The 20,993-nt window shown below is 64.4% G+C and carries 23 protein-coding genes and 1 tRNA gene; 11 read left to right on the top strand and 13 right to left on the bottom strand.

All coding sequences use genetic code 11. The annotated features are described in order from the left end of the window. Positions 1-62: 62 nt before the first annotated feature. Positions 63-1,091 (bottom strand): AraC family transcriptional regulator, encoded by a 1,029-nt coding sequence (locus AAE027_RS06770; RefSeq protein WP_370987398.1) that lies wholly within the window; start codon positions 1,089-1,091, stop codon positions 63-65. An 87-nt stretch (positions 1,092-1,178) separates the two neighbouring features. Here AAE027_RS06770 and AAE027_RS06765 point away from each other — a divergent pair, with 87 nt between their 5' ends. Genes AAE027_RS06765 through AAE027_RS06750 form a run of 4 tightly spaced genes read left to right on the top strand, consistent with a single transcriptional unit; the run spans position 1,179 to position 6,925 of the window. Continuing rightward, positions 1,179-2,375 carry an isovaleryl-CoA dehydrogenase gene (locus tag AAE027_RS06765; RefSeq protein ID WP_370987397.1) on the top strand — a complete coding sequence of 399 codons (1,197 nt, stop codon included), beginning with the start codon at positions 1,179-1,181 and terminating at the stop codon, positions 2,373-2,375. A gap of 24 nt (positions 2,376-2,399) precedes the next feature. Next, the gene (locus AAE027_RS06760) at positions 2,400-4,004 is read left to right on the top strand and encodes a carboxyl transferase domain-containing protein (protein ID WP_370987396.1); all 1,605 of its coding nucleotides are present in this window, start codon (positions 2,400-2,402) and stop codon (positions 4,002-4,004) included. A gap of 4 nt (positions 4,005-4,008) precedes the next feature. Continuing rightward, complete coding sequence (locus AAE027_RS06755) at positions 4,009-6,012, top strand: acetyl/propionyl/methylcrotonyl-CoA carboxylase subunit alpha (protein ID WP_370987395.1); 2,004 nt, start codon at positions 4,009-4,011, stop codon at positions 6,010-6,012. Between the two features lies 1 nt (position 6,013). Next, on the top strand, positions 6,014-6,925 hold the full coding sequence (locus tag AAE027_RS06750; protein ID WP_370987394.1) for a hydroxymethylglutaryl-CoA lyase: 912 nt from the start codon (positions 6,014-6,016) through the stop codon (positions 6,923-6,925). 107 nt (positions 6,926-7,032) lie between these two features. Here the strand turns inward: AAE027_RS06750 and AAE027_RS06745 are convergent, their stop codons facing one another. From AAE027_RS06745 to AAE027_RS06730, 4 genes are all read right to left on the bottom strand, one after another. Further along, positions 7,033-7,959 (bottom strand): dihydrodipicolinate synthase family protein, encoded by a 927-nt coding sequence (locus AAE027_RS06745; protein WP_128933973.1) that lies wholly within the window; start codon positions 7,957-7,959, stop codon positions 7,033-7,035. 87 nt (positions 7,960-8,046) lie between these two features. Beyond that, a complete protein-coding gene (locus AAE027_RS06740) occupies positions 8,047-9,030 on the bottom strand; it encodes a TRAP transporter substrate-binding protein (RefSeq protein WP_370987393.1) in 984 nt (327 codons plus the stop codon). A gap of 23 nt (positions 9,031-9,053) precedes the next feature. Further along, positions 9,054-10,319 carry a TRAP transporter large permease gene (locus AAE027_RS06735; RefSeq protein ID WP_128933971.1) on the bottom strand — a complete coding sequence of 422 codons (1,266 nt, stop codon included), beginning with the start codon at positions 10,317-10,319 and terminating at the stop codon, positions 9,054-9,056. Next, entirely contained in the window at positions 10,319-10,927 is a 609-nt protein-coding gene (locus AAE027_RS06730) for a TRAP transporter small permease (protein ID WP_370987484.1), read from the bottom strand. The genes AAE027_RS06735 and AAE027_RS06730 overlap by 1 nt, the downstream gene beginning before the upstream one ends. Before the next feature lie 209 nt (positions 10,928-11,136). On the opposite strand from AAE027_RS06730, the gene AAE027_RS06725 reads away from it, so the two are divergent. Next, a complete protein-coding gene (locus AAE027_RS06725) occupies positions 11,137-11,820 on the top strand; it encodes a GntR family transcriptional regulator (protein WP_370987392.1) in 684 nt (227 codons plus the stop codon). Positions 11,821-11,959: 139 nt separating this feature from the next. On the opposite strand, the gene AAE027_RS06720 is transcribed toward AAE027_RS06725, so the two are convergent. The 3 genes from AAE027_RS06720 to AAE027_RS06710 are packed head-to-tail and all read right to left on the bottom strand — an operon-like array spanning position 11,960 to position 14,888. Next, positions 11,960-13,318, bottom strand: a complete 1,359-nt coding sequence (locus tag AAE027_RS06720; protein WP_370987391.1) for a TRAP transporter large permease — start codon at positions 13,316-13,318, stop codon at positions 11,960-11,962. Further along, positions 13,315-13,869 (bottom strand): TRAP transporter small permease, encoded by a 555-nt coding sequence (locus AAE027_RS06715; RefSeq protein WP_370987389.1) that lies wholly within the window; start codon positions 13,867-13,869, stop codon positions 13,315-13,317. Before AAE027_RS06715 ends, AAE027_RS06720 begins: the two co-directional genes overlap by 4 nt. Further along, on the bottom strand, positions 13,866-14,888 hold the full coding sequence (locus AAE027_RS06710; RefSeq protein WP_370987388.1) for a TRAP transporter substrate-binding protein: 1,023 nt from the start codon (positions 14,886-14,888) through the stop codon (positions 13,866-13,868). Before AAE027_RS06710 ends, AAE027_RS06715 begins: the two co-directional genes overlap by 4 nt. Before the next feature lie 311 nt (positions 14,889-15,199). On the opposite strand from AAE027_RS06710, the gene AAE027_RS06705 reads away from it, so the two are divergent. After that, positions 15,200-15,442 (top strand): pentapeptide MXKDX repeat protein, encoded by a 243-nt coding sequence (locus AAE027_RS06705; RefSeq protein ID WP_028150975.1) that lies wholly within the window; start codon positions 15,200-15,202, stop codon positions 15,440-15,442. A gap of 126 nt (positions 15,443-15,568) precedes the next feature. Here the strand turns inward: AAE027_RS06705 and AAE027_RS06700 are convergent, their stop codons facing one another. Next, positions 15,569-15,916, bottom strand: a complete 348-nt coding sequence (locus tag AAE027_RS06700) for a DUF6481 family protein (protein ID WP_370987387.1) — start codon at positions 15,914-15,916, stop codon at positions 15,569-15,571. Positions 15,917-16,180: 264 nt separating this feature from the next. Here AAE027_RS06700 and AAE027_RS06695 point away from each other — a divergent pair, with 264 nt between their 5' ends. The 3 genes from AAE027_RS06695 (at position 16,181) to AAE027_RS06685 (ending at position 17,655) form a co-directional block, all read left to right on the top strand. Further along, positions 16,181-16,417 (top strand): hypothetical protein, encoded by a 237-nt coding sequence (locus tag AAE027_RS06695; protein ID WP_370987386.1) that lies wholly within the window; start codon positions 16,181-16,183, stop codon positions 16,415-16,417. A gap of 76 nt (positions 16,418-16,493) precedes the next feature. After that, positions 16,494-16,706, top strand: a complete 213-nt coding sequence (locus AAE027_RS06690; protein WP_370987385.1) for a DUF2273 domain-containing protein — start codon at positions 16,494-16,496, stop codon at positions 16,704-16,706. 193 nt (positions 16,707-16,899) lie between these two features. Continuing rightward, positions 16,900-17,655, top strand: a complete 756-nt coding sequence (locus AAE027_RS06685; protein ID WP_370987384.1) for a hypothetical protein — start codon at positions 16,900-16,902, stop codon at positions 17,653-17,655. A gap of 297 nt (positions 17,656-17,952) precedes the next feature. Here AAE027_RS06685 and AAE027_RS06680 read toward each other — a convergent pair whose 3' ends face one another. Next, positions 17,953-18,114, bottom strand: coding sequence for a hypothetical protein (locus tag AAE027_RS06680; protein ID WP_164935011.1), 162 nt, complete (start codon positions 18,112-18,114; stop codon positions 17,953-17,955). A 177-nt stretch (positions 18,115-18,291) separates the two neighbouring features. On the opposite strand from AAE027_RS06680, the gene AAE027_RS06675 reads away from it, so the two are divergent. After that, positions 18,292-18,441: a hypothetical protein gene (locus AAE027_RS06675; protein ID WP_479714207.1), complete on the top strand. Its 150-nt coding sequence runs from the start codon at positions 18,292-18,294 to the stop codon at positions 18,439-18,441. A 236-nt stretch (positions 18,442-18,677) separates the two neighbouring features. On the opposite strand, the gene AAE027_RS06670 is transcribed toward AAE027_RS06675, so the two are convergent. Together AAE027_RS06670 and AAE027_RS06665 are read right to left on the bottom strand one after the other, a co-directional pair. Further along, positions 18,678-18,947 carry a hypothetical protein gene (locus AAE027_RS06670; protein ID WP_370987383.1) on the bottom strand — a complete coding sequence of 90 codons (270 nt, stop codon included), beginning with the start codon at positions 18,945-18,947 and terminating at the stop codon, positions 18,678-18,680. 199 nt (positions 18,948-19,146) lie between these two features. Continuing rightward, the gene (locus AAE027_RS06665; protein ID WP_128933962.1) at positions 19,147-19,374 is read right to left on the bottom strand and encodes a DUF2171 domain-containing protein; all 228 of its coding nucleotides are present in this window, start codon (positions 19,372-19,374) and stop codon (positions 19,147-19,149) included. A 125-nt stretch (positions 19,375-19,499) separates the two neighbouring features. Here AAE027_RS06665 and AAE027_RS06660 point away from each other — a divergent pair, with 125 nt between their 5' ends. Next, positions 19,500-20,783 carry a hypothetical protein gene (locus AAE027_RS06660; RefSeq protein ID WP_370987382.1) on the top strand — a complete coding sequence of 428 codons (1,284 nt, stop codon included), beginning with the start codon at positions 19,500-19,502 and terminating at the stop codon, positions 20,781-20,783. A 7-nt stretch (positions 20,784-20,790) separates the two neighbouring features. Here the strand turns inward: AAE027_RS06660 and AAE027_RS06655 are convergent. Next, positions 20,791-20,867, bottom strand: a tRNA-Arg gene (locus tag AAE027_RS06655). Between the last annotated feature and the right edge of the window lie 126 nt (positions 20,868-20,993).

The raw sequence follows: 20,993 nt of genomic DNA, 5'->3' as shown, positions 1-20,993 counted from the left end.
GGCCTCCGGGAGTCATCTCGGGGGCCTTCAATTTATGACAGTGAGGCGACAGCGGGGATGCTTCAGCGATACCGCCCGCGAAACTCGCGCGGGGAGGCGCCGGTCCAGGTCCGGAAGGCACGCGAAAAACTCTTCTCGCTACGGAATCCGGCGATCTCCGCGATCCGCTTGATCGGGGTCCGGCCGCGCATCAGCTCCTGCTTGGCGAGCTCGAACTTTGCCTCTTCCTTGAGATCGCGCAGCGAGGTGGCCTCTTCGCGCAGGCGCCGATGCATGGTGCGGGTGGACAGCGCCAGCTCGCGCGCGACATCCTCGGCGCCGAGACTGCGTCCGCGCGCATTGCGGAGCACCCGGCGCACGCGCTCGACAAGAAGCCGGTCGCGCCGATAGGGCAGCACCGTCAGCCGCAAGGCGCCTTTGAGCATGTTATCGAGGTCGGCGGCGCTGCGCGCGAGCGGCAGCGAGAGATAGTGCTTGTCGAAGATGATCGCGGCGCGGTCCGCGTCGAAGCGGATATTACGGCAGAAGATGGTCGGGTAGACCGAGACGTGGCTGGGCTGGGGATACGGGAATTCCGCCGCGCGCAAGGCGATCGCGGAATCGACCGCCCAGCAGGAGAAGCCGAGCACGTAGCGGAGCAGGGTCACCAGGCAGAATTCGCGTAAGCCGCCGAGATCGCGCAGCTCCCGGATGGAGACGACCGCGGTCTCCTCACTGAGCTCGAGATCGAGCAGCACGTCCTCTGTGAGCAGGCGGTGATGCCGGCACCAGCGCTTGAGCGCGACCTCCAGCGTCGGCGCCGTGATGGAGGCGCGGCATAGCATGCCATAGGTGCCCCATGGCAGCCGGCGCGAGAACCAGCCGAGCGCTTCGTCGTCGAGCTCGCGCATGGCATGGCCTGCCAGGGCCTCGAACTGGGCGGCCGTGATCCGCCCATCCGGAGAATTGACAAGGTCCGGCGCTACCTGACCCCGGCTCAGCGCCTCCGCCGGATCGCGGCCATATCGCTGATACGCGGCGACCACGCCGCGGACGAAGGCGGCAGGGGTCATGGCACGGCGCGGGATCGCGGTGGCGGCTTGAAAAGGCATCGGAATTCCCTCGGAAAATCCTCGCCAAGTTTGGCGGAAAATGCAACCTTTTCGACCGCAAGAGCGCCGGGGCCCCGCTAGGTTCGGATGCCAAAATACGGAGGAATCGCCTTGAACATCCCGAGCATCGACTTCGATTTGGGCGAAGACATCGGCATGCTGCGCGACACGCTTCGCGCCTTCGTGGAGGCGGAGATCACGCCGCGCGCTGCCGACATCGAAAAGGCCAATCTATTTCCGGCGGACCTCTGGAAGCGCTTCGGCGACCTCGGCCTGCTCGGCATGACCGCGCCGGAGCAATATGGCGGCTCCAACATGGGCTATCTCGCCCATATCGTCGCCATGGAGGAGATTTCGCGCGGTTCGGCTGCCGTGGGGCTCTCCTACGGCGCCCATTCCAACCTCTGCGTCAACCAGATCCGCCGCAACGGCAACGACGCGCAGCGCCAGCGCTATCTGCCGAAGCTGATCTCCGGAGAGTATGTCGGCGCGCTCGCGATGTCCGAGCCCGGCGCCGGTTCCGACGTGGTCTCGATGAAGCTGCGCGCCGACAAGCGCGGCGATCGCTACGTGCTCAACGGCTCGAAGATGTGGATCACCAATGGCGGCGATGCCGACGTGCTCGTCGTCTACGCCAAGACCGATCCGGACGCCGGTCCGCGCGGCATGACCGCCTTCCTCATCGAGAAAGGCTTCAAGGGGTTTACCCACGGCCAGCACCTCGACAAGCTAGGCATGCGGGGCTCCAACACCTATCCCTTGTTCTTCGACGAATGCGAGGTGCCGGAGGAGAACGTGCTCGGCAAGGTCGGCGAGGGCGTCAAGGTGCTGATGTCCGGCCTCGACTATGAGCGCGCGGTGCTCTCGGGCGGCCCGCTCGGCATCATGGCGGCGTGCATGGACGCGGTGGTGCCTTACATGCACGAACGCAAGCAGTTCGGCCAGCCGATCGGCGATTTCCAGCTGATGCAGGGCAAGCTCGCCGACATGTATTCGACCTGGCAGGCCACGCGCGCCTATGTCTACGCGGTCGGGCGCGCCTGCGACCGCGCCGACCACGCGCGCAGCTTGCGCAAGGATGCGGCTGCCGCGATCCTCTATTCCGCGGAGAAGGCGACGTGGATGGCGGGCGAGGCGATCCAGGCGCTCGGCGGGGTCGGCTACACCAGCGAATTCCCGGTCGGACGTCTGTGGCGCGACGCCAAACTCTACGAGATCGGCGCCGGCACCTCGGAGGTTCGCCGCATGCTGATCGGCCGCGAGCTGATGGCCGAGACGGCTTAAAGCGTTCACCTCATTGGAATCACCATGCCGCTTCATTCCAGCATCGATCCGTCCTCATCAGACTTTGCGCGCAATTCCGAGGCCATGCGCAGCCTCGTCGCGGACTTGCGTGAAAAGCTCAGCCAGGTCGCCGGCGGCGGCGGTGAGGCCTCGCGCAACCGCCACACCGCACGCGGCAAGATGCTGGCGCGCGAGCGCGTCGACCTGCTGGTCGATCCCGGGACGTCATTCCTGGAGTTATCGCCGCTCGCGGCCTATGGCCTCTATGGCGGCGACGTGCATTCGGCGAGCGTCGTCACGGGAGTGGGGCGCATCTCGGGCCGCGAATGCGTGATTGTCGCCAACGACGCCACCATCAAGGGCGGCACCTATTATCCAATGACCGTGAAGAAGCATCTGCGCGCGCAGGACATCGCGCGGCAGAACAACCTTCCCTGCGTCTACATGGTCGATTCCGGCGGCGCCTTCCTGCCGCTCCAGGACGAGATCTTTCCGGACGAGCGGCATTTCGGCCGCATCTTCTACAACCAGGCCCAGATGTCCTCACAGGGGATTCCGCAGATCGCGATCGTGATGGGCTCCTGCACCGCCGGCGGCGCCTATGTCCCGGCGATGTCGGACGAGAGCATCATCGTCCGCAACCAGGGCACCATCTTCCTCGGCGGCCCGCCGCTGGTAAAGGCCGCAACCGGCGAAGTCGTCAGCGCGGAGGAACTCGGCGGCGCAGACGTGCATTCGCGCCAGTCGGGCGTGACCGATCACTGCGCCCAGAACGATGCGCACGCGATCGGCATCGCCCGGCGCATCGTCGGCACCTTGAAGCCACCGACGCGACCGAACCTCAATATGCATCCGCCGCGCGAGCCGCTGTTTGCGGCGGAAGAAATCTATGGCGTGGTACCCGTCGACGGCCGCAAGCCGTTCGACGTGCGCGACATCATCGCCCGCATCGTCGACGGCTCCGAGTTCGACGAGTTCAAGAAGCTCTACGGCACGACGTTGGTGTGCGGCTTCGCGCACATCTGGGGCTTTCCGGTCGGCATCATCGCCAACAACGGCATTCTCTTCAGCGAGAGCTCGCTCAAGGGCGCGCATTTCATCGAGCTGTGCTGCCAGCGCGGCATTCCGCTGGTGTTCCTGCAGAACATCACGGGCTTCATGGTCGGCAAGAAGTACGAGGCTGGCGGCATCGCGCGCGACGGCGCCAAGCTGGTGACGGCGGTCGCGACCGCCTCGGTGCCGAAATTCACCGTCGTGATCGGTGGCTCCTACGGGGCCGGCAATTACGGCATGTGCGGCCGCGCCTACGCGCCGCGCTTCCTCTGGATGTGGCCGAATGCGCGCATCTCGGTGATGGGCGGCGAACAGGCTTCGATGGTGCTGAGCCAGGTCCGGCGTGACAATATCGAGGCCAAGGGCGATAGCTGGTCGAAGGAAGAGGAAGAGAAATTCCGCAGCCCCATTCGTGCGCAATATGAGAGCCAGGGGCATCCCTATTACGCGACCGCGCGGCTCTGGGATGACGGCGTGATCGATCCGGCCGACACGCGGCTGGTGCTCGGGCTCGGCCTCTCGGCGGCGTCGAATGCGCCGATCGAACCGACGAAATTCGGCCTGTTCAGGATGTGATGCGATGGACCGCTCAAAGCTCTACCGGCGATTTCGCACGCTCCTGATCGCCAACCGCGGCGAGATCGCCTGCCGCGTCATCCGCACTGCGCGGGCCATGGGGCTGCGCACGGTCGCGGTCTATTCCGAGGCCGACCGCGACGCGATGCATGTCGCGCTCGCCGACGAGGCCGTGCTGCTCGGGCCGGCGCGGGCCCGCGACAGTTATCTCAGTGTCGAGCGGCTGATCGAGGCCACGCGCAAGACCGGAGCGGAAGCTGTGCACCCCGGCTACGGTTTCCTGTCGGAGAATGCCGAATTCGCGCGGGCCTGCTTCGATGCGGGTCTCGTCTTCGTCGGTCCGACCGCTGGGATGATGACGGCGATGGGTTCGAAGTCCGGCTCGAAGGAGTTGATGGAAAAGGCCGGCGTGCCGCTGGTGCCCGGCTATCACGGCGAAGCCCAGGACGAGGCGACGCTTTCGAAGGCCGCCGAGAGGATTGGCTTCCCCATTTTGGTGAAGGCGTCGGCCGGCGGCGGCGGCCGCGGCATGCGCATCGTGCGTTCGGCTGCCGAACTTGAGCCCGCGATCGTCAGCGCCAAGCGCGAAGCCAAGGCTGCGTTCGGTGACGATCGCATGCTGATCGAGAAATACGTCGACAATCCCAGGCATATCGAGGTGCAGGTGATCGGCGACAGCCACGGCAATCTGCTCTCGCTGTTCGAGCGCGAATGCACGCTCCAGCGCCGGCATCAGAAGGTGATCGAGGAGGCGCCGTCGCCGACGCTGAACGCCGCGCAGCGCGAGACCGTCTGCGCCGCCGCGCGAAAAGCGGCGGGCGCGGTGAACTATGTCGGCGCCGGCACCATCGAGTTCGTCTCCGACGGCAAGGATGTGTTCTTCATCGAGATGAACACGCGCCTCCAGGTCGAGCATCCCGTGACCGAGCTGATCACCGGCATCGACCTCGTCGAATGGCAGCTGCGCGTCGCCTTCGGCGAGGCGCTGCCTGTGAAGCAGGACGAGATCCGGCTCAACGGCCATGCGGTCGAGGCGCGCGTCTACGCCGAGAACCCGACCAAGAACTTCATGCCATCGGTCGGAAAGATCTCGACATGGCGCCTGCCGGCAGAGACCGGGGGATTGCGCATCGATGCCGGCTATCGCGAGGGTGACAGCGTATCGCCTTATTACGATGCGATGCTCGCAAAAATGATCGCGTGGGCGCCGACGCGGGACGTCGCGATCGAGCGGCTGAACCGGGGACTGGAGGAGTCCGACGTCCGCGGCATCGTCACCAATATTCCATTCCTTTCGGCGCTGATGACGCATCCAAGAGTGCGCACCAATGCGGTCGACACCGGCTTCATCGAGCGCGAGCTGGCGGTCCTGACGCAGGCCGCACCGGCGCCCGGCGAACTCGAGCTGTGCGCCGCCGTGGCCGCTGTTATCAACGAGGAGCAACAGGCCTCACGTGCGCAGGCGAATTCGCCCTGGCAGACCTTCGGCTGGCAGCCGGTCGGCCGCCGCCAGCGCAGTTTTGCCTTCCGCGTCGGCCACGGGGCGGAGCAGAAGATTACGCTGAACTACGGCAGTGGCCCCTCGACGCTGCTGATCGGCGAACGCGAGCTGGCGTTCACGATTGCGCCGCACGACGGCGGATTCGATCTGACGCTTGATGGCTTGAAATCTTCCGTTGCGGCCGTGATCGACGGCCATGAGCTGTATTTGCGCACGCGCAACGGCCGCTTCGACCTGCACTGGGTCGATCCGTTCGGCGGCGAGAGCGAGGAGCATGCCGGCGAGGACAAGATCGCGGCGCCGTTGCCGGGCACCGTCGTCGCCGTGCTGGCCGAGGAGGGCGCCAAGCTCGACAAGGGCGCGCCGATCCTCACGCTCGAAGTGATGAAGATGGAGCAGACGCTGCGGGCGCCCTATGCCGGCGTGCTGAAGTCCATCAAATGCAAGGTCGGCGATATCGTGCAGGAGGGCGTCGAGCTCGCTGTGGTCGAGCCTTCGGGAGAGTGAGATGAGCGATCAAGTCCGCATCATCGAAATGGGACCGCGCGACGGGCTCCAGAACGAGAAGACGCCCGTGAGTGTCGAGGCGCGCATCGCCTTCATCGAGGCGCTGGTAGAGGCCGGCCTCCATACAGTCGAGGTCGGTGCCTTCGTCTCGCCCAAGGCGATCCCGCAAATGGCAAGCTCGGACGCCGTGCTACGCGGCGTCAGCCACCTGACGGATGCCGAATTCCATGTGCTGGTGCCGAACGAGAAGGGCTACGACGCCGCCCGCGCCGCGGGCGCGCAGGTCGTCTCGGTGTTTGCGGCAGCCTCGGAAGGCTTTTCGCGCGCCAACATCAATTGCACGGTCGCGGAGTCCATCGAGCGGTTCAAGCCCGTGCTCGCGCGCGCCAAGGCCGACGGCGTTAGGGTGCGCGGCTATATCTCCTGCGTGCTCGGCTGCCCCTTCGACGGCGAGATCAAGCCGAAGGCAGTCGCCGATCTCGCCACTACGCTTTGGGAGCTCGGCTGCTACGAGATCTCGCTCGGCGACACCATCGGCGTCGGCACGCCTGATAAGGCGAAGCAGATGCTGCGCGCGGTAGCCGCCAATATTCCTCCCGCCAATCTCGCGATGCATTTCCACGACACCTACGGCCAGGCGCTCGCCAACCTCTATGCGGGGATGGAAGAGGGCGTCCGTGTGATCGACGCCGCCGCCGGCGGCCTCGGCGGCTGCCCCTACGCGCCGGGCGCGACCGGCAATGTCGCGACCGAGGACGTCGTCTACATGCTCGAAGGCATGGGCATCAGGACCGGCGTCGATATGGATAAGCTGCTGGCGGCGACCAACGAGATGAGCGGCGTGCTGGCCAAGCCGCCGGTGAGCCGCGTGGCATCCGCGCTGAACGCCAAGCGGAAGCGAGCTGTTTCCTAGTCCTCGTCATTGCGAGCGTAGCGAAGCAATCCAGTGTCCCTCCGCGGAAAAATTCTGGATTGCTTCGTCGCAAGAGCTCCTCGCAATGACGACGGAGAGAGCTTTCGTCAGGCCGCCTTCAAGCCCACATCCGGCAGGCGCGGCCGGTTCTTCAGCGCCTTGGCCATCATGGCCTCGATCTCGGCCTTCTCCTGCGGCAGCAGCGCCAGGCGAGGCGGGCGCGTCAGTGCCGTGCCGCGGCCCATGATGTGCTCGCACAGCTTGATGCACTGGACGAGGTCCGGACGTGCGTCCAGATGCAAGAGCGGCATGAACCATTCGTAGAGCGGCATCGCCTCCGCGAAGCGCCCCGCCTTGGCGAGACGGAACAGCGTCTCGCCCTCACGCGGGAAGGCATTCGACATGCCGGAGACCCAGCCCACGGCGCCCATGGCGACGCTCTCGACGATGACGTCGTCGAGGCCCGCGAACAACACGAAGCGGTCGCCGACCATGTTGCGGGTGTCGATGAAGCGCCGCGTGTCGCCGGAGGAATCCTTGAAGCAGACGACGGTTTCGACGTCGGCGAGCGAGACCAGGATGTCCGGGGTGACGTCGTTCTTGTAGATCGGCGGATTGTTGTAGAGCATCACGGGCAGGTCGGTCGCGGAGGCGACGGCGCGGAAATGCGCGGCGGTCTCGTGCGGCTTGGAGGAATAGACCAGGGCCGGCATCACCATCACGCCGTCGATGCCGACGCGCGCGGCTTCCTTGGCGGTCTCGACCGCAAAGGCCGTGGTGAACTCGGCGATGCCGCACAACACGGGCACGCGGCCGGCCGCGACCGACTTCGCGGCCTCCATGATCGCGACCTTCTCCTTGCGCTCCAGCGAAGTGTTCTCGCCAACCGAGCCGCAGACAATCAGGCCGGAGACGCCGTCGCGGATCAGGCCATCCATGACTTTGGCGGTCGCATCGATATTGAGCGACAGGTCGTCATTGAATTGCGTGGTAACGGCCGGGAAGACGCCTTCCCAGGAAACGCGGCGGCTCATGATTTCACTCCAGGTAAATTTGCAAGGTAGATTGCGCCGGCGGGGGGCTGGATCCGCCGGGTGTTGTGAAGAGGATGGCGGCTAAGATCAGAGCGTCACGCCGACCTTGCGCAGCTCAGCGAGGACGGGGGCTTTGGGCAGCCAGATCTTGTCGAACTCGGCAATGACGGCCTCGGTGTCCTTGGCATCGACTTGGCGGATCGGGATCGGCGCGTTCTTGAAGTTTTCGATCAGCGCTGGCTCATTGCCGGCGAGCTCGTCGATCTGCACGTCCAGCGTCGACCTGATCGTCTTGGTGATCAGCTCGCGGTCGGCTGCGGGGAGCGACTGCCAGACCCGACCCGAGACGACCGCCGCCATCGGCATGAAGACGGCATTCATCTGAAGGATCACCTTCGACACCTTGTCGAAGCGCTGATTCCAGGAGAATTCGAGATCGGCCTCGAGGCCGTCGACCTGGCCGTTGGCCATGGCGTCGAACACCTGGGGCGTCGGAATCGGCGTCGGCGCTGCGCCCAGCGAGGAATAGAAATCGCGATAGACCGGCGTCGGATTGATGCGCAGCTTCATGCCGCGAATGTCGGCCAGCGTGTTCAGGTCCTTGGACGAGAACACCGCGCGCATGCCGGTGATGCCCCAACCGAGCCCGATCGTGCCGGTCTCCTGCGGGAGCACCTCGAACAGCTTCACCGCCGCCGGATGCCGCACGAATTTTGCCACCGCAGGCGTCGAGCGGACGATGTAGGGCGCGTTGATCGCGGCGATGTGCGGCACGCGCGAGCCGAGCTCGGCGGCCTGGATGAAGCCCATGTCGAGCGCGCCGGACTGCAATTGCTGCATCATCGCCGGCTCGTTGCCGAGCTGGCCGGAGTGGAACACGCTCACGGTCAGACGGCCGCTGGTGGCCGCCTTGAGATCGTCGCCGAATTTGAGCGCGGCCTTGTTCCAGGAATGGCCGTTGGGCGTGATCAGGCCGAGGCGGAATTCCTTGGCCTGGGCGAGTGCCAGCGAGGGCGCGAACACCGATGCGGCGGCACTGGCGGCGAGAAAGCGGCGGCGTGAAAGCGGCATGGTCGGGCTCCTTTTGGATGGGCCTATTTGACGAGGATCAGCGAGAGCGACGGGTAGAGCGAGAGCAGCACGAGGAGGACGCAGGCGATGACGAAGAAGGGCAGCGTCACCATGAACATCTTGCCGGGCTTGGCGCCGGTGACGGCGGCTGCGACGAAGAAGCAAAGGCCGACCGGCGGCGACAGCAGGCCGAGCACGAGGTTGATCACCACCACGACGCCGAAATGCCGGGGGTCGATGTGATAAACGTCGGTCGCCACCGGCAGCAGGATCGGCACCGTCATGATCAGGCCGGGAATGCCGTCGATCACCGTGCCGATCACCAGCAGGATGACGTTGCAGATCAGCATGAAGCTGACGGGATCCTTGGCGGCGGTCTGGATCCAGGCGGCGGTTTCCTGCGGCACCTTGCCGAAGATCAGGACCCAGGAGAACACCGCCGCGGCCGCCACCAGGAACAGCACGATCGCCGAATAGATGGCGCTGCGCAGCATCATCTGCGGCAGCTGGGAGAACTCGAACTCCTTGGTCCAGAATTTTCCGACCAGTGCTGCTGCGACGGCCCCAACGGCGGCGGATTCGGTGGCGTTGGCGAGACCGCCGAGAATGGTGCCGACGATGACGATGGGAATCAGCAGTGTCGGAGACGTCCGCAGGATCGTCATGATGCGCTGACGCGGCGTCTGATAATCCGCGCGGGGATAGTTGTAGACGTAGCCCATCAGCGCGATGACGAGGCAGAACATCACCGTGAGGATGACGCCCGGCACGATACCGGCGATCAGCATGTCGCTAACCGAGACCTGCGCCAGCACGCTGTAGACCACGAACATCACCGACGGCGGGATGATCGGCCCGAGCATGCCGCCATAAGCGGTCAGTCCCGCCGCGAAGGTCTTGTCGTAGCCCTTCTTCTCCATCTCCGGCACCATGATCTGGGCCATGATCGCGACCTGCGCGGTCGCAGAGCCCAGGATCGAGGAGATGAACATATTGGCGAGGATGTTGACGTAGGCGAGCCCGCCCTTGAACGAGCCGACGAACGCCATCGCCATGTCGACGATGCGCCTTGTGATGCCGCCGCCATTCATGATCTCGCCGATCAGGATGAAGAGCGGAATGGCGATCAGGCCGTAACTGTCGACGCCGCCGAACAGCTGGAGCGGGTAAGACTGGAACAGCACCGGGTTGCCGGATGCGGCGATGTAGACGAGGCCGGCGAGGCACAGGCAGAGGCCGATCGGCACGCCGACCAGCATGAACGCCATGAAGGCTGCTGACGTGATCATCAGTTGACCCCGTCAAGCTCGGAGAGCTGAAAGCCCTTAGGTGTGACGCGCGGGACCAGCCCGAGATCTTCCAGCAAATTGGCGAGGCCGTGAATGGTCATCGACACCGCGAAGATCGGCAGCGTCAGATAGAGTATCCAGGTCGGCCAGTTCAGCGTCTGGGTGTGCTCGGTGTAGAGGAAGTTGAAGGTTTCGGCCGCGAGCTTGCGGCCGTCGAAGCCGGCGTGGGCGAGACCTACCGGGTCCATCCAGAGCACGCAGGTGACGATCAAGGCGGCGCCAAACACGACGACGAGGCCGGTCGAGATCACCTTGGCGAGCTTCTGGTGCTGCGGCGAAAGCCGCTCCGTCAGCATGGTCACCGCGAAATCGAGCCGCAGCCGCGTCATCGCGGAGGCGCCGATGAAGGTCAGCCAGACCACGCAATAGACCGCGGATTCGTCGATCCAATAGATCGGGAAATGCGAGTAGCGGGTGACGACGTTCACCAGGATCAATCCGGTGAGCAGGTACATCAGGCCCATCAGCGCGAGGCGCTCGACCGCGAGCAGGGCGCCGGACGCGCGGAGGATGATCCGTCGAACGCTGAATGCGCGTGTGGCCGGCATCGTCTGCTCGATCATGGAGGCCCCAACCCCGAGATTTGTCGTGCTATCGCCAAATGTATAATTTATACATTTGGCGTGTCAAACGGAGATTGCGGTCATTTCGGCGGCGGTCCGCGCTCTTGCTGGGCACCGGCTTTTGCTGGGCCCTTCAACATGCAAGAGAGGGACCGCTTCGGCCGGATGAGTCGCGAAGGAAGACAGAAGGTCAGATGAAACAGCCTCTGAAGCATCGCACGCTCTCGGCTGCGATCGTCGACCAGCTCAGGCAGGCGATCCTCGACGGCACATATCCGGCGGGATCGCAGCTGCGGCAGGATGCGCTTGGCGATGCCTATGGCGTCAGCCGTATCCCCGTTCGCGAGGCGCTATTCCAGCTCGAAGCCGAGGGGCTGGTGCGCATCGTGCCGCAAAAGGGCGCCATCGTCTCCGAGCTGTCGCTGGACGAGATCAACGACGTGTTCGACCTGCGACGGATCCTGGAGCCGCGCCTTCTGGCGCAGTCCGCGCCGCGTTTCACCGCCGATGATTTCGACGGGCTCGCCGACATCCACAGGAGATTTGAGAAGGCGATCAAGGCGAGGAACGTCAGTGAATGGGGCCAGCTCAACGCCGACTTCCACATGGCGCTCTACGTTCACGCCCCGCAGCCGCGCACCCGCGCGATCGTGCTGTCACTGCTCCAGACCAGTGATCGCTACACGCGCCTCCAGCTCTCCAACACCAAGGCGATGGGGATCGCCGAGAAGGAGCACGCCGAACTGATCGCGCTGTGCCGTGCCCAGAAGGTCGAGGAGGCCTGCCGCTTCCTGGAGCGGCACATCGAAGCGGTGCGCAAGGATCTGTTGCAGGTGGTGGCGACCGCGCCGAAGCAACGCCGGAAGGAGAATTCGTAGGGTGGGCAAAGGCGCATTTGCGCCGTGCCCACCAGACCCCTTCAACGTCTGCGATAGATGGTGGGCACGCTTCCGCCTTCGCTCTTCGAGCTACGGCGGACAAGCCGCTTTGCCCGCCCTACGGCACCTGTGATTGTCGCTACCTGCTCCCGTCCGGCCCCATCACGAGATCTGGCAGCCAGGTCGATATCGCCGGCACGAAGCAGAGCAGCAGCACCGCGGCCATCATCAAGAGCACGAAGGGGAGGGTGCCCCAGATCACCTCGCTCAGGGGAATGTCGGGTGCGACGTTGCGGATGACGAAGATGTTCAATCCGACCGGTGGATGGATCAGCCCCATCTCCATCACGATGGTCATGACCACGCCGAACCAGATGATGTCGAAATTGGCGGCGCGGAGCGGCGGCAGGATGATCGGCGCCGTCATCAGGATGATCGAGACCGGCGGCAGGAAGAAGCCGAGCACCACGACCATGACGAGGATCGCGAACAGCAGCTCCCAGCGCGGCAGGTGCATCGCGACGATGGATTCGGCGACCGATTGCGAGATGTGCAGATAGCTCATCACGTAGGAATAGAGCAGCGACATGCCGATGATCATCATCAGCATGGTCGATTCCCGGACCGTCGACCGCATGATCGGGGCGAGGTCGCTCGGCCGCCACACGCTGTAGATCGCCGCGATCAGCGCCAGCGCCAGGAGGCCGCCGAGGCCGGCGGTTTCCGACGGCGTGGCGTAGCCGCCATAGAGCGCGATCATGACGCCGGTGAGCAGCAGCACGAAGGGAATGACGCGCGGCAGCACGCTGAAGCGTTCGGCGAGCGTGTACTCGTCGCGCGTGAGGATCGCGGCCTGCGGTCCGCCGTTCTTGTAGATCGCTTCAGCCGCCTTGTATTCCCGGCGGAAGCGGATCACGGCATAGGCGCCGAACAGGGTGACCAGCAAGAGGCCGGGCCCAATGCCGGCGAGGAACAGCCGCCCCAGTGACTTTTCGGCGGCGACCGCGAACAGGATCATGGTGATCGAGGGCGGCAGCAGGATGCCAAGCGTGCCGCCGGCGGCGATGATGCCGGCAGCAAAGCCGCCGGAATAGCCGCGCTTGCGCATCTCGGGGATGCCGGCCGAGCCGATCGCCGAGCAGGTCGCGGGCGAAGAGCCCGCCATCGCCGCAAACAGCGCGCAGGCGAACACGTTGGCGACGCCGAGCCCGCCGGGCACGCGATGCAGCCAGGCATGCAACGCCGAGTAGAGATCCTGGCCGGCGCGCGACTTGCCGATCGCGGCACCCTTGAGGATGAAAAGCGGGATCGACAAGAGCGTGATCGAGGCCATTTCCTCGTAGACGTTCTGCGTCACTGTATCGAGCGAAGCGGCGGGCATGTAGATGCCCATGAACAAGACTGCGACCGCGCCGAGCGCGAACGCAATCGGCATGCCCGAAAACATCACGAGCAGCGTCGCGATACCGTAGGCGAGACCGATACCGAAAACGCTCATGGCCGCTTGGCTCCGGCGAAAGGCAGCGCAAGCTGCACGATGATCTGGACGCAGAGCAGGCTCATGCCGAGCGCCATCAGCGAATAGGGAATGGCGAGCGGCGGCGACCACATCGAGTTCGAGACCTGGCCGTCGACATAGGCTTCATGGGCCAGCGTCCAGGACTTCCAGGTGAAGAAAGCGCAGAACAGGAACGTTGCGGCGTCGACCAGCCAGAGGCGGACCCTGTTCGCGAGCGGCGAGAGCAGGCCGACGAAGGCCTCGATGCCGATGTGGCCGCGGTTCTGCTGCACATAGCCCGCCGTCATGAAGGTCGCGCCGACCAGCAGGAACACGGCCGCCTCGTCCTGCCAGTAATTGGCGGCCTTGAACAGAGCGCGGCTGAGCACGCTGTAGCTCAGGATCGTACAGGCCGCGACCAACGCGATCGCGGCGAACACGACGATGATGCTGTTGAGGACGGCGAGACCGCGATCGATCGCCGCCGCAAGGCCTGTCCCTGCGGCGGCGTTCGGCAGGTCATCACGATCCGGAAGTGGACCGTGGCTCATGCCGCGACGTCGGTGGCGAGCTTGAGCAGGTTCGCGGCGGTCGCGGTCTTGGCGCTGTAGTCCTTCCAGGCGGTGTCGCGGGCGATGTCGCGCCACTTGCCGACGGTCGCGGCGTCGAGCACCGAGACCTTGGCGCCGGCCTTCTCGTAGACCTTGGCGACCTCGATGTCGTCGTCCTGCGCGCCCTTGCGGCCGAAGGCCTCGAGCTCGGTGCCGACCGCGAGCAGGATGTCCTGATGGTTCTTCGGCAGCTTGTCGAAGATCGCCTTCGACATCATCAGCGGCTCGAGCATGAACCAGTAGGAGGTGCCTGCGCCCGAAGTCAGGGACTTCGCCACCTCTTCGAGACGGAACGAGATCAGGCTGGTCGAGGAGGTGATGCCGGCATCGCAGGCGCCGGTCTGCATCGCCGCGTAGATTTCGTTCGAAGGCACCGAGAGGACCGAGGCGCCGGCGGTCTGGAGCACCATGTCCATCTCGCGCGAGCCGCCGCGCACCTTCATGCCCTTGGCGTCTTCCGGCGCGACGATCGGCTTGGAGCGGCTGGCGACGCCGCCGGCCTGCCAGACCCAGGTGAGCAGGATGATGCCCTTGTCGGCGAGGAAGTCGGTCAGCGCCTTGCCGACCGGCTCCTTCTTCCAGCGCAGGCCCTGGTCATAAGTGGTCACGAGGCCCGGCATCAGGCCGATATTGGTTTCCGGCAGCTCGCCGCCGGCATAGGGCATCGGATAGAGGCTGATGTCGAGCGCGCCCTTGCGCATCGCGGAGAACTGCGCGTTGGTCTTGATCAGCGAGGAGTTCGGATAGATTTCGGCGGCGATGTCGCCATTGCTGCGCTTGGCAACTTCGGCGGCGAACATGCGACAGAGCCGGTCGCGGAAATCGCCCTTGTCGATGGTGCCACCCGGGAACTGGTGCGAGATCTTCAGCGTGGTGGCGGCCTGCGCCGTACCGGTACCGAAGCGAAGAATGGCGGGTGCGGCGACCGCGGTCGCGATCAGATGACGGCGCGTGAGCATGGTGTGATCCCCTTGGACGGTTTTCTTGTTCGGGTGATTTGGGTTGGGTCTTTGAGACCGTGCTTTAGGCCCATCCTAGCCGGTCTTTCACCCGTGTTCTCTCATCTGATAGTTCGAGACCGAATGCCGCGGCAAGGCCCGGCCGTGCTGCGCTGCACACTTCCGATCCGCGCGGGACGACGCCAAACGAAGGATTGCGCAGGACCGTAGAAATTTATCGGCGAGCGCGTAACAACGCTGCGTGGCAATCCGTCGAGACAGGATAGCGGCATCCGTCGCTGACAAACACCATCTCGAAGGGAAGACTGCTCATGACCATTCGCACCCGCATCGTGCTCGGCGTTTCGGCTGCCGCTCTGTCGCTTGGCCTCGCGCTGTCGCCGGCCGCCTTTGCTCAGGACAAGATGGGCAAGGACGACGGCATGATGAAGAAGGACACGATGTCCAAAGACGGCATGAAGAAGGATACCATGTCCAAGGACGACGGCATGAAGAAGGATCACATGTCGAAGGACGGAATGAAGAAAGACGACGGGATGATGAAGAAGAATTGATCTCCGTCCTCGTCGCGCAACGCTCGCCTGAGGCGAGCCGCGCGATCTCGAATTCCGGGTGCGGCCCCACGGACCGCCCCGGAGTGGCGCTTCAGTTCAATTTCAATTGAACGTTACGTCTGAGCGTTACTTGCGCTTGGCCTTGCGGGCTGCGTAGCGGGCGTCGCGCTTGGCCTTCTGCTCGGCTTCCAGAGCTGCCTGCCTTTCGGCGGCTTCCTGGGCCTCGCGTGCAATCCGCGCGGCCTCGGAAGCCTTGGCTTCTTCCTCGATGCGCTTCTGCTCAGCCTTTTCGGCTTCGCGCGCAGCCTTGGCCTCGGCGCGCTTGGCCGCGAGGGCCTCGCGCTCGGCGCGGCGTGCCGCAACGGCCGGATCATCGGGACCCGGCTGCGACTTGAACTTGTTCAAAAGATTTTTGCGGGCGTCCTGTGCCGCCTTTTGCCGGTCTGCGAAGCCGGGTTCCCTGAATCCACTCATTACGAGCCTTGTCTTCCTCGCTTTCAATCTTACATCAGTGCCTGTTGGTACGTCGGCTGGGCATAGCAGGCGCCACGCGACGCAGAAGCGTGTACATCGGCACGCGTCGCGAAGCCACCCATAATCGCAGCCGACCAGGTCAACGAAAAATCGCCAGCCCCGACGATCTCGTAGCCCGGAAAAACTGCCGAATTGTGATGTCCCTCATAGGGGAGCATGCGGAGCGGCGCCTAGCGTCTGCCCCCAACGAGACGGAGCACGGGCATGACGATCTTCCGACTGAGCCTGAAGGCGGTCGCGGCCGCCTTCGTGGTGGCGGCGCTGGCCGGCGTTGCGTTGCTGCTAGCCCGTCCGCAGCCGATCGAGAGCGCCGTTCTCGGTGCGGACTGGGAATGCACCCAAACAGCGTTCGTGCTTACAACCTGTGCACCGCGGGTCCAACAGGCAACTCCGGCCGTCGAGACCTCGCGCAAGGACGCGATCCGGCAGACCCGGGGCTGAGCGCGCGAGGCTGACCGGGATGTGACGGGCTGCCGCAGAGGTGATAAAGCCAGTCCGGTTGCGCAATCAGGTAGCCATGTCCAAGCCTGAACCGGGCCAGAAGCCCAAATCCCCTAGAAGACCCCAACCCCCTGACAGCCGCCGCGGCGCGATTGCCGGCTTGATCATCGCGCTTCTGATCCTCAGCGTCGGCTGGTGGCTTGCCCGCGACCTCACTTCGGCCAGCAAGATGCAGGACTGCCTGATGTCGGGGCGGACCAATTGCAATCTGATCGAGCCGGCGCGCTAGGAGCAAGCGGTCCGGCGCGCCCCTCTGCATGCAGCCCGTTGGGGTCGAAAAATTGCTCTGATCTTAATCATTTGTAACGGGACTTAGCCGATCAAGCAGGTCAGTTATGTCGGCCGGCATCAGCCCGGCGTGAGGCGAATCGTCTATCGCGCCAGGGACCACGACAATCGAGAGAGTAGGGGGTCAAGCACGCATGAGTGCGTCCAGCCGCATGAAGATCATCATTCCCTTGGTTTCGGCCATGTCGTTGCTCGCGCTGTCGGCCCAGGCGCAGGAGGCCAGACCGCCGAAGGAGGCCGGCCAACTGCCGGCAAGGCCGGGCGCAGGTGCGCCGCCCCAGACCAATGAGAACATGCGCAAGGGTCCTCCGCCGCAGCAGGCGGCCCGGCCCGCACCGCAGCCCCATGCCGGTCCCGGCCCGCACAATGCCGGCGGTCCGCCGCCGGGACGTTATGCGCGCGGTCCCGCTCCGGCACGCGACTGGGGCGGACACGCCTATCGCGGCAATCTCGCCTGGGACGGCGGGCGCTGGCGTCACGACGTCCGCAACGGTCGGTCCGGCTGGTGGTGGGACGTTGGCGGCGTCTGGTATTATTATCCGCAGCGGATGGCGGGCCCACCGGCCTACATTTCTGAGGACTACATCGACGACGTGCCGGTGGCCTATGCCCCACCTCCGGTCGCCTATGCGCCGCCACCTCCGCCTCCGCCGCCGGCCGATCCCGGCGCGAGCGCACTGGGCGGCGCCATCGTCGGCGGCGTGCTAGGCGGCCTGCTCTCGGGCAACGCAACGGGTGCTGCCGCAGGCGCGGTTCTCGGCGGGGCGACGGGCGCAATTGCCGGCGCTACGGCGGCATCTCAGCCCGGCTATTACTGGGCGCAGGACACTTGCTATTACCGCTATCCGAACGGCCAGTATGTGCAGGCCGATCCCCGCGCGTGCTATTGAGTTTTCCGAGCTGGATCTGAAGCAGCAGAGGCGGGCCGAGGCCCGCCTCTTTTTTGCGCGCCGGCGATTGCTTCAAATTAGCGCTGGCGCTCGTTGCCGCCTCGCGCAAGTCTCAAAAGAAAAATGTCGGGATGATTCGCGGGGATGTGGGACATGCTGGATGCCATCCAGATCAGCGTGGCGTTGTGGGCCATCATCGTTTGCGGCGGGATCAAACTCTCGCAGATGCTGCCCCATTTGTTCTAGCGCACGACCCGCGTCGCGCGCTCGCTCGCGGCAGGCTCGTCGCCTTGCGCGTCAGGACACCAGCCAGTTGAAGAACGCCATCGCGGCCCAGACCAGGCCGCCGATCCAGGCCAGCATCACGATGGTGATGGTCCCGAGATAGGCGATGCCGAGCAAATCGGACCTTTGTCGTTGCGTCGGGACGACCACTTCGGCTGCTGCTTTGTGTGTCATGACCTGAACACCACCGTGAAGCGTTGAAGCGCTGTTTAGCGGAGATACGGGGTGCAGGCTGTGACGCAGTTCACAGACCCTCAAACGAGGCTTGGACGACGAGGGAAGCGACCCCGCAATCATACGGGCGAAATTGCCATGCGCTTGTCCAGATCGGCCGGTTATAGGGTCAGCCTCATGTGCAGCAAGTACGATCCACAGCACGAGGCCGAGGCCGCGATGAGGCGGGCCGCAGCGTCCGAAGGCGCCGATCGGCAACGCCTGATCCAGCTGGCCCTGGCCTGGCACCAGCTCGCCCGCGATCGGCGTGAGGAACGGACGGACTAGCCGCATTGCGGCCGACAGCCTCATTCGCGACGAGAAAAACCCCGTGCTCGGGGGACAAGCACGGGGTCCTTCAAAGCCGACCGGGGCTGGTAGGTCGGCACCACCTTATTTCGCCACATCCAACGTGCCGGTTGTGGTCTCGTTCCACGACGCCAGAATTTTTCACAAGGATTAAGGCCGCCTCATCCTGAACAGGATCGACCGCATGATGCTGCGCGCGGAGTAGACTGCTGCTGTCAAACGCCGCGATCCATGCCTAGCGACTGCGGCCTGTGCTCGTGACGCTCGATGCATGATTGATAGGCGGCCGGACGATGCGTCTGGTCGCTTCCACGCGCCCAGGCCCGAACGGCGAAGGCCAGTTGATGGTGACCGACCGCGGCGTCCGTAAGAGAAGCTTGCACCACTTCAAGGCGCTTGGCGATGCCGCCCGGGCTCACATCCACGGCAGCATCAATCGCTAAAAACGCCATGGCGGTGGCGGCAACCCCGGATGCGATGGCCATTCTTGTCCAATCAGATGGCGGCATCACAATATCGTTCGACAGCTCTTTTGCATGCCCGGATAGGTAGGGCTCTCCGGGCCGCTGGACAGGCCTGCGCACGCTTTCTTGAAGTGCGACCAGATCGGAATGCCCCCTCGAATCGGCGAGGCTCGAAGAAGCTCCATGAACTAAGAAAAAGCCCCCGAAGGGGCTTATTGTCTTATGCCGCTTCCGTCTTCGGCACGGCGTCGGCATTCACCGACAGTTTGACGACGTCGCCCTCGACGGCGCCAACATATTTCATGTCGATATAGTGATGATGGTCCTTGTGACCCTCGGGGCTGTCCTTCCGGGTCAGCTTGATGCGGTTACCCTCGACGCGATCGACGGTGCCGACATGGGCACCGTCCTTGCCGATGATTTTCATGTGCTCTCTGATATTAGCCATGATGACCTCCTTGCAGAGTCTTTAACTGCGAAGAGGGGCCTTCGTTGCAGACCGCGCGGGCAGATGCTGGACCCAACGCAGGGCCCGGACGTTGACGTTGCAGATGGCACCTGTCCAAGATCCGCATGGAGACGCTTGCAGCCTATTTAGAACGAAAGCATCAGGAACTCAGGCTGTTGAATGATTGTCTGAGGAACCGGCTCGATTTGGCACGTCCACTATCCGTCGACGAGGTCGTCAGGTCCAAATTCCAGATCACTGCGGCGCTGAGGGCGGAGCATGAGCTGCATGAGTGGAAGGCGACGGAGACGGCCTGGTCGCATACGGCCGATCCTTCCAGCGGGCCGTTCGAGTTCAGTTACGACTACCAGCGCGCCGATCTCAGGGTACGCGGTCCTTCGTTTTATGAGCTCGAGTGCGGCTGCATGAGCACGGCGATCTACACCGCGTCAGGCATGGCCGCGCTCTCCGCCGTGCTCCTTGCCACTGCGCAGATCGTCGACAAGGCTGACATTATCGTGCTCCCAGGCTCCTACGGCGAGACGCTGGAGCTGATCCGGAGCTTTATCTCTCATCTGCAGCTCGTAGACTTGAAGCTTCCGCTGGGCGATGCCTTCGCCCGGGCAAATTCGCCGAGAATATTGTTGCTCGATTCCTGCTCATTCTCCGGCGCTTTCGAGGCCGCACTGCATAGTGATGGCTCGGGGCTCGATCTCCTGATTTTCGACACGACCTGTTTCGCCGGCAGATCGGGTCGCATCAGGCGTGTCTTGCGGTGGACCCGGCGATACGGAATTCCGCTGGTGCTGGTGCGAAGCCACAACAAGCTCGATTCGCTCGGAGCGGAATATGGCCGGCTCGGCTCTGCGGTTTTCGTGCACGGCAATGAGCACGAGCAGCGGGCGGGGCGCCTTGACTGCAAAGGGCTCGCCGCCGAAACGCGTAACGCGGTGCGGCTTCTCGGCGGCGCGGCGTTGCCGGCACACTTCCCGCCCTTTGCGGGCAGTGCGACCTACTGGGCTCTGACCAAAAGGCGCGTTGCGGCGATCTTGCGCAACGGACGAAGCACGGCCCGATATTTTGCCGCGAAGCTCCCGGCGCTGTCGGCCGAGCTCCATTTCACCCACGGCCTCTACGTGACGCTTCGGAGCAGACGCCCGCTCGACGAGGCGAGCGCGCGACAGGCCGCCGAAGACATGAGCAACGAACTGCGCGGCGAGGGCTTCCCCATCCGTCACGCCGGCAGCTTCGGTTTCGACTTCGCCGCGACCGAGTGGTTTCACGATGCGACCACGGACCAGTATAGCGTCCGGGTGGCCGTGCCGGATTTGCCGACGGAGCTGTGGAATAATCTGGCCGCGGCCATCGCCCGGTGGTGGACGATGCATCAGGCTGAGGTTGGAAGATGAACAAGGCTGGCGATCCCGGCAGGACTCGAACCTGCAACCCGCGGAGTAGAAATCCGCTACTCTATCCAGTTGAGCTACGGGACCGTTTTCAGCCGCCCCAGTCGGGGGCTGGCTGTTCATCTACCATGCCAATATGAAAAATCTGGCGTTTCGCCAAGTCTGAACCGAACCGTTTTCCTCAGAGCCGCGACAAAGCGGAACGGTGGGGTG

It is taken from the genome of Bradyrhizobium sp. DN3, from assembly GCF_041357655.1.
GTDB lineage: Bacteria > Pseudomonadota > Alphaproteobacteria > Rhizobiales > Xanthobacteraceae > Bradyrhizobium.
This window is presented reverse-complemented; position numbering and strand designations above follow the sequence as displayed.

Bases quoted from the DNA above. Each gene is read 5' to 3' on its own strand.
- AAE027_RS06770 (WP_370987398.1), bottom strand. From the start codon at position 1,091: ATGCCTTTTCAAGCCGCCACCGCGATCCCGCGCCGTGCCATGACCCCT.
- AAE027_RS06685 (WP_370987384.1), top strand. From the start codon at position 16,900: ATGAGTGCGTCCAGCCGCATGAAGATCATCATTCCCTTGGTTTCGGCC.
- AAE027_RS06670 (WP_370987383.1), bottom strand. From the start codon at position 18,947: ATGGCCATCGCATCCGGGGTTGCCGCCACCGCCATGGCGTTTTTAGCG.
- AAE027_RS06715 (WP_370987389.1), bottom strand. From the start codon at position 13,869: ATGAGCCACGGTCCACTTCCGGATCGTGATGACCTGCCGAACGCCGCC.
- AAE027_RS06700 (WP_370987387.1), bottom strand. From the start codon at position 15,916: ATGAGTGGATTCAGGGAACCCGGCTTCGCAGACCGGCAAAAGGCGGCA.
- AAE027_RS06750 (WP_370987394.1), top strand. From the start codon at position 6,014: ATGAGCGATCAAGTCCGCATCATCGAAATGGGACCGCGCGACGGGCTC.
- AAE027_RS06660 (WP_370987382.1), top strand. From the start codon at position 19,500: ATGGAGACGCTTGCAGCCTATTTAGAACGAAAGCATCAGGAACTCAGG.
- AAE027_RS06680 (WP_164935011.1), bottom strand. From the start codon at position 18,114: ATGACACACAAAGCAGCAGCCGAAGTGGTCGTCCCGACGCAACGACAA.
- AAE027_RS06695 (WP_370987386.1), top strand. From the start codon at position 16,181: ATGACGATCTTCCGACTGAGCCTGAAGGCGGTCGCGGCCGCCTTCGTG.
- AAE027_RS06705 (WP_028150975.1), top strand. From the start codon at position 15,200: ATGACCATTCGCACCCGCATCGTGCTCGGCGTTTCGGCTGCCGCTCTG.
- AAE027_RS06725 (WP_370987392.1), top strand. From the start codon at position 11,137: ATGAAACAGCCTCTGAAGCATCGCACGCTCTCGGCTGCGATCGTCGAC.
- AAE027_RS06745 (WP_128933973.1), bottom strand. From the start codon at position 7,959: ATGAGCCGCCGCGTTTCCTGGGAAGGCGTCTTCCCGGCCGTTACCACG.
- AAE027_RS06710 (WP_370987388.1), bottom strand. From the start codon at position 14,888: ATGCTCACGCGCCGTCATCTGATCGCGACCGCGGTCGCCGCACCCGCC.
- AAE027_RS06675 (WP_479714207.1), top strand. From the start codon at position 18,292: ATGTGCAGCAAGTACGATCCACAGCACGAGGCCGAGGCCGCGATGAGG.
- AAE027_RS06730 (WP_370987484.1), bottom strand. From the start codon at position 10,927: ATGCCGGCCACACGCGCATTCAGCGTTCGACGGATCATCCTCCGCGCG.
- AAE027_RS06755 (WP_370987395.1), top strand. From the start codon at position 4,009: ATGGACCGCTCAAAGCTCTACCGGCGATTTCGCACGCTCCTGATCGCC.
- AAE027_RS06735 (WP_128933971.1), bottom strand. From the start codon at position 10,319: ATGATCACGTCAGCAGCCTTCATGGCGTTCATGCTGGTCGGCGTGCCG.
- AAE027_RS06765 (WP_370987397.1), top strand. From the start codon at position 1,179: ATGCCAAAATACGGAGGAATCGCCTTGAACATCCCGAGCATCGACTTC.
- AAE027_RS06665 (WP_128933962.1), bottom strand. From the start codon at position 19,374: ATGGCTAATATCAGAGAGCACATGAAAATCATCGGCAAGGACGGTGCC.
- AAE027_RS06740 (WP_370987393.1), bottom strand. From the start codon at position 9,030: ATGCCGCTTTCACGCCGCCGCTTTCTCGCCGCCAGTGCCGCCGCATCG.
- AAE027_RS06690 (WP_370987385.1), top strand. From the start codon at position 16,494: ATGTCCAAGCCTGAACCGGGCCAGAAGCCCAAATCCCCTAGAAGACCC.
- AAE027_RS06760 (WP_370987396.1), top strand. From the start codon at position 2,400: ATGCCGCTTCATTCCAGCATCGATCCGTCCTCATCAGACTTTGCGCGC.
- AAE027_RS06720 (WP_370987391.1), bottom strand. From the start codon at position 13,318: ATGAGCGTTTTCGGTATCGGTCTCGCCTACGGTATCGCGACGCTGCTC.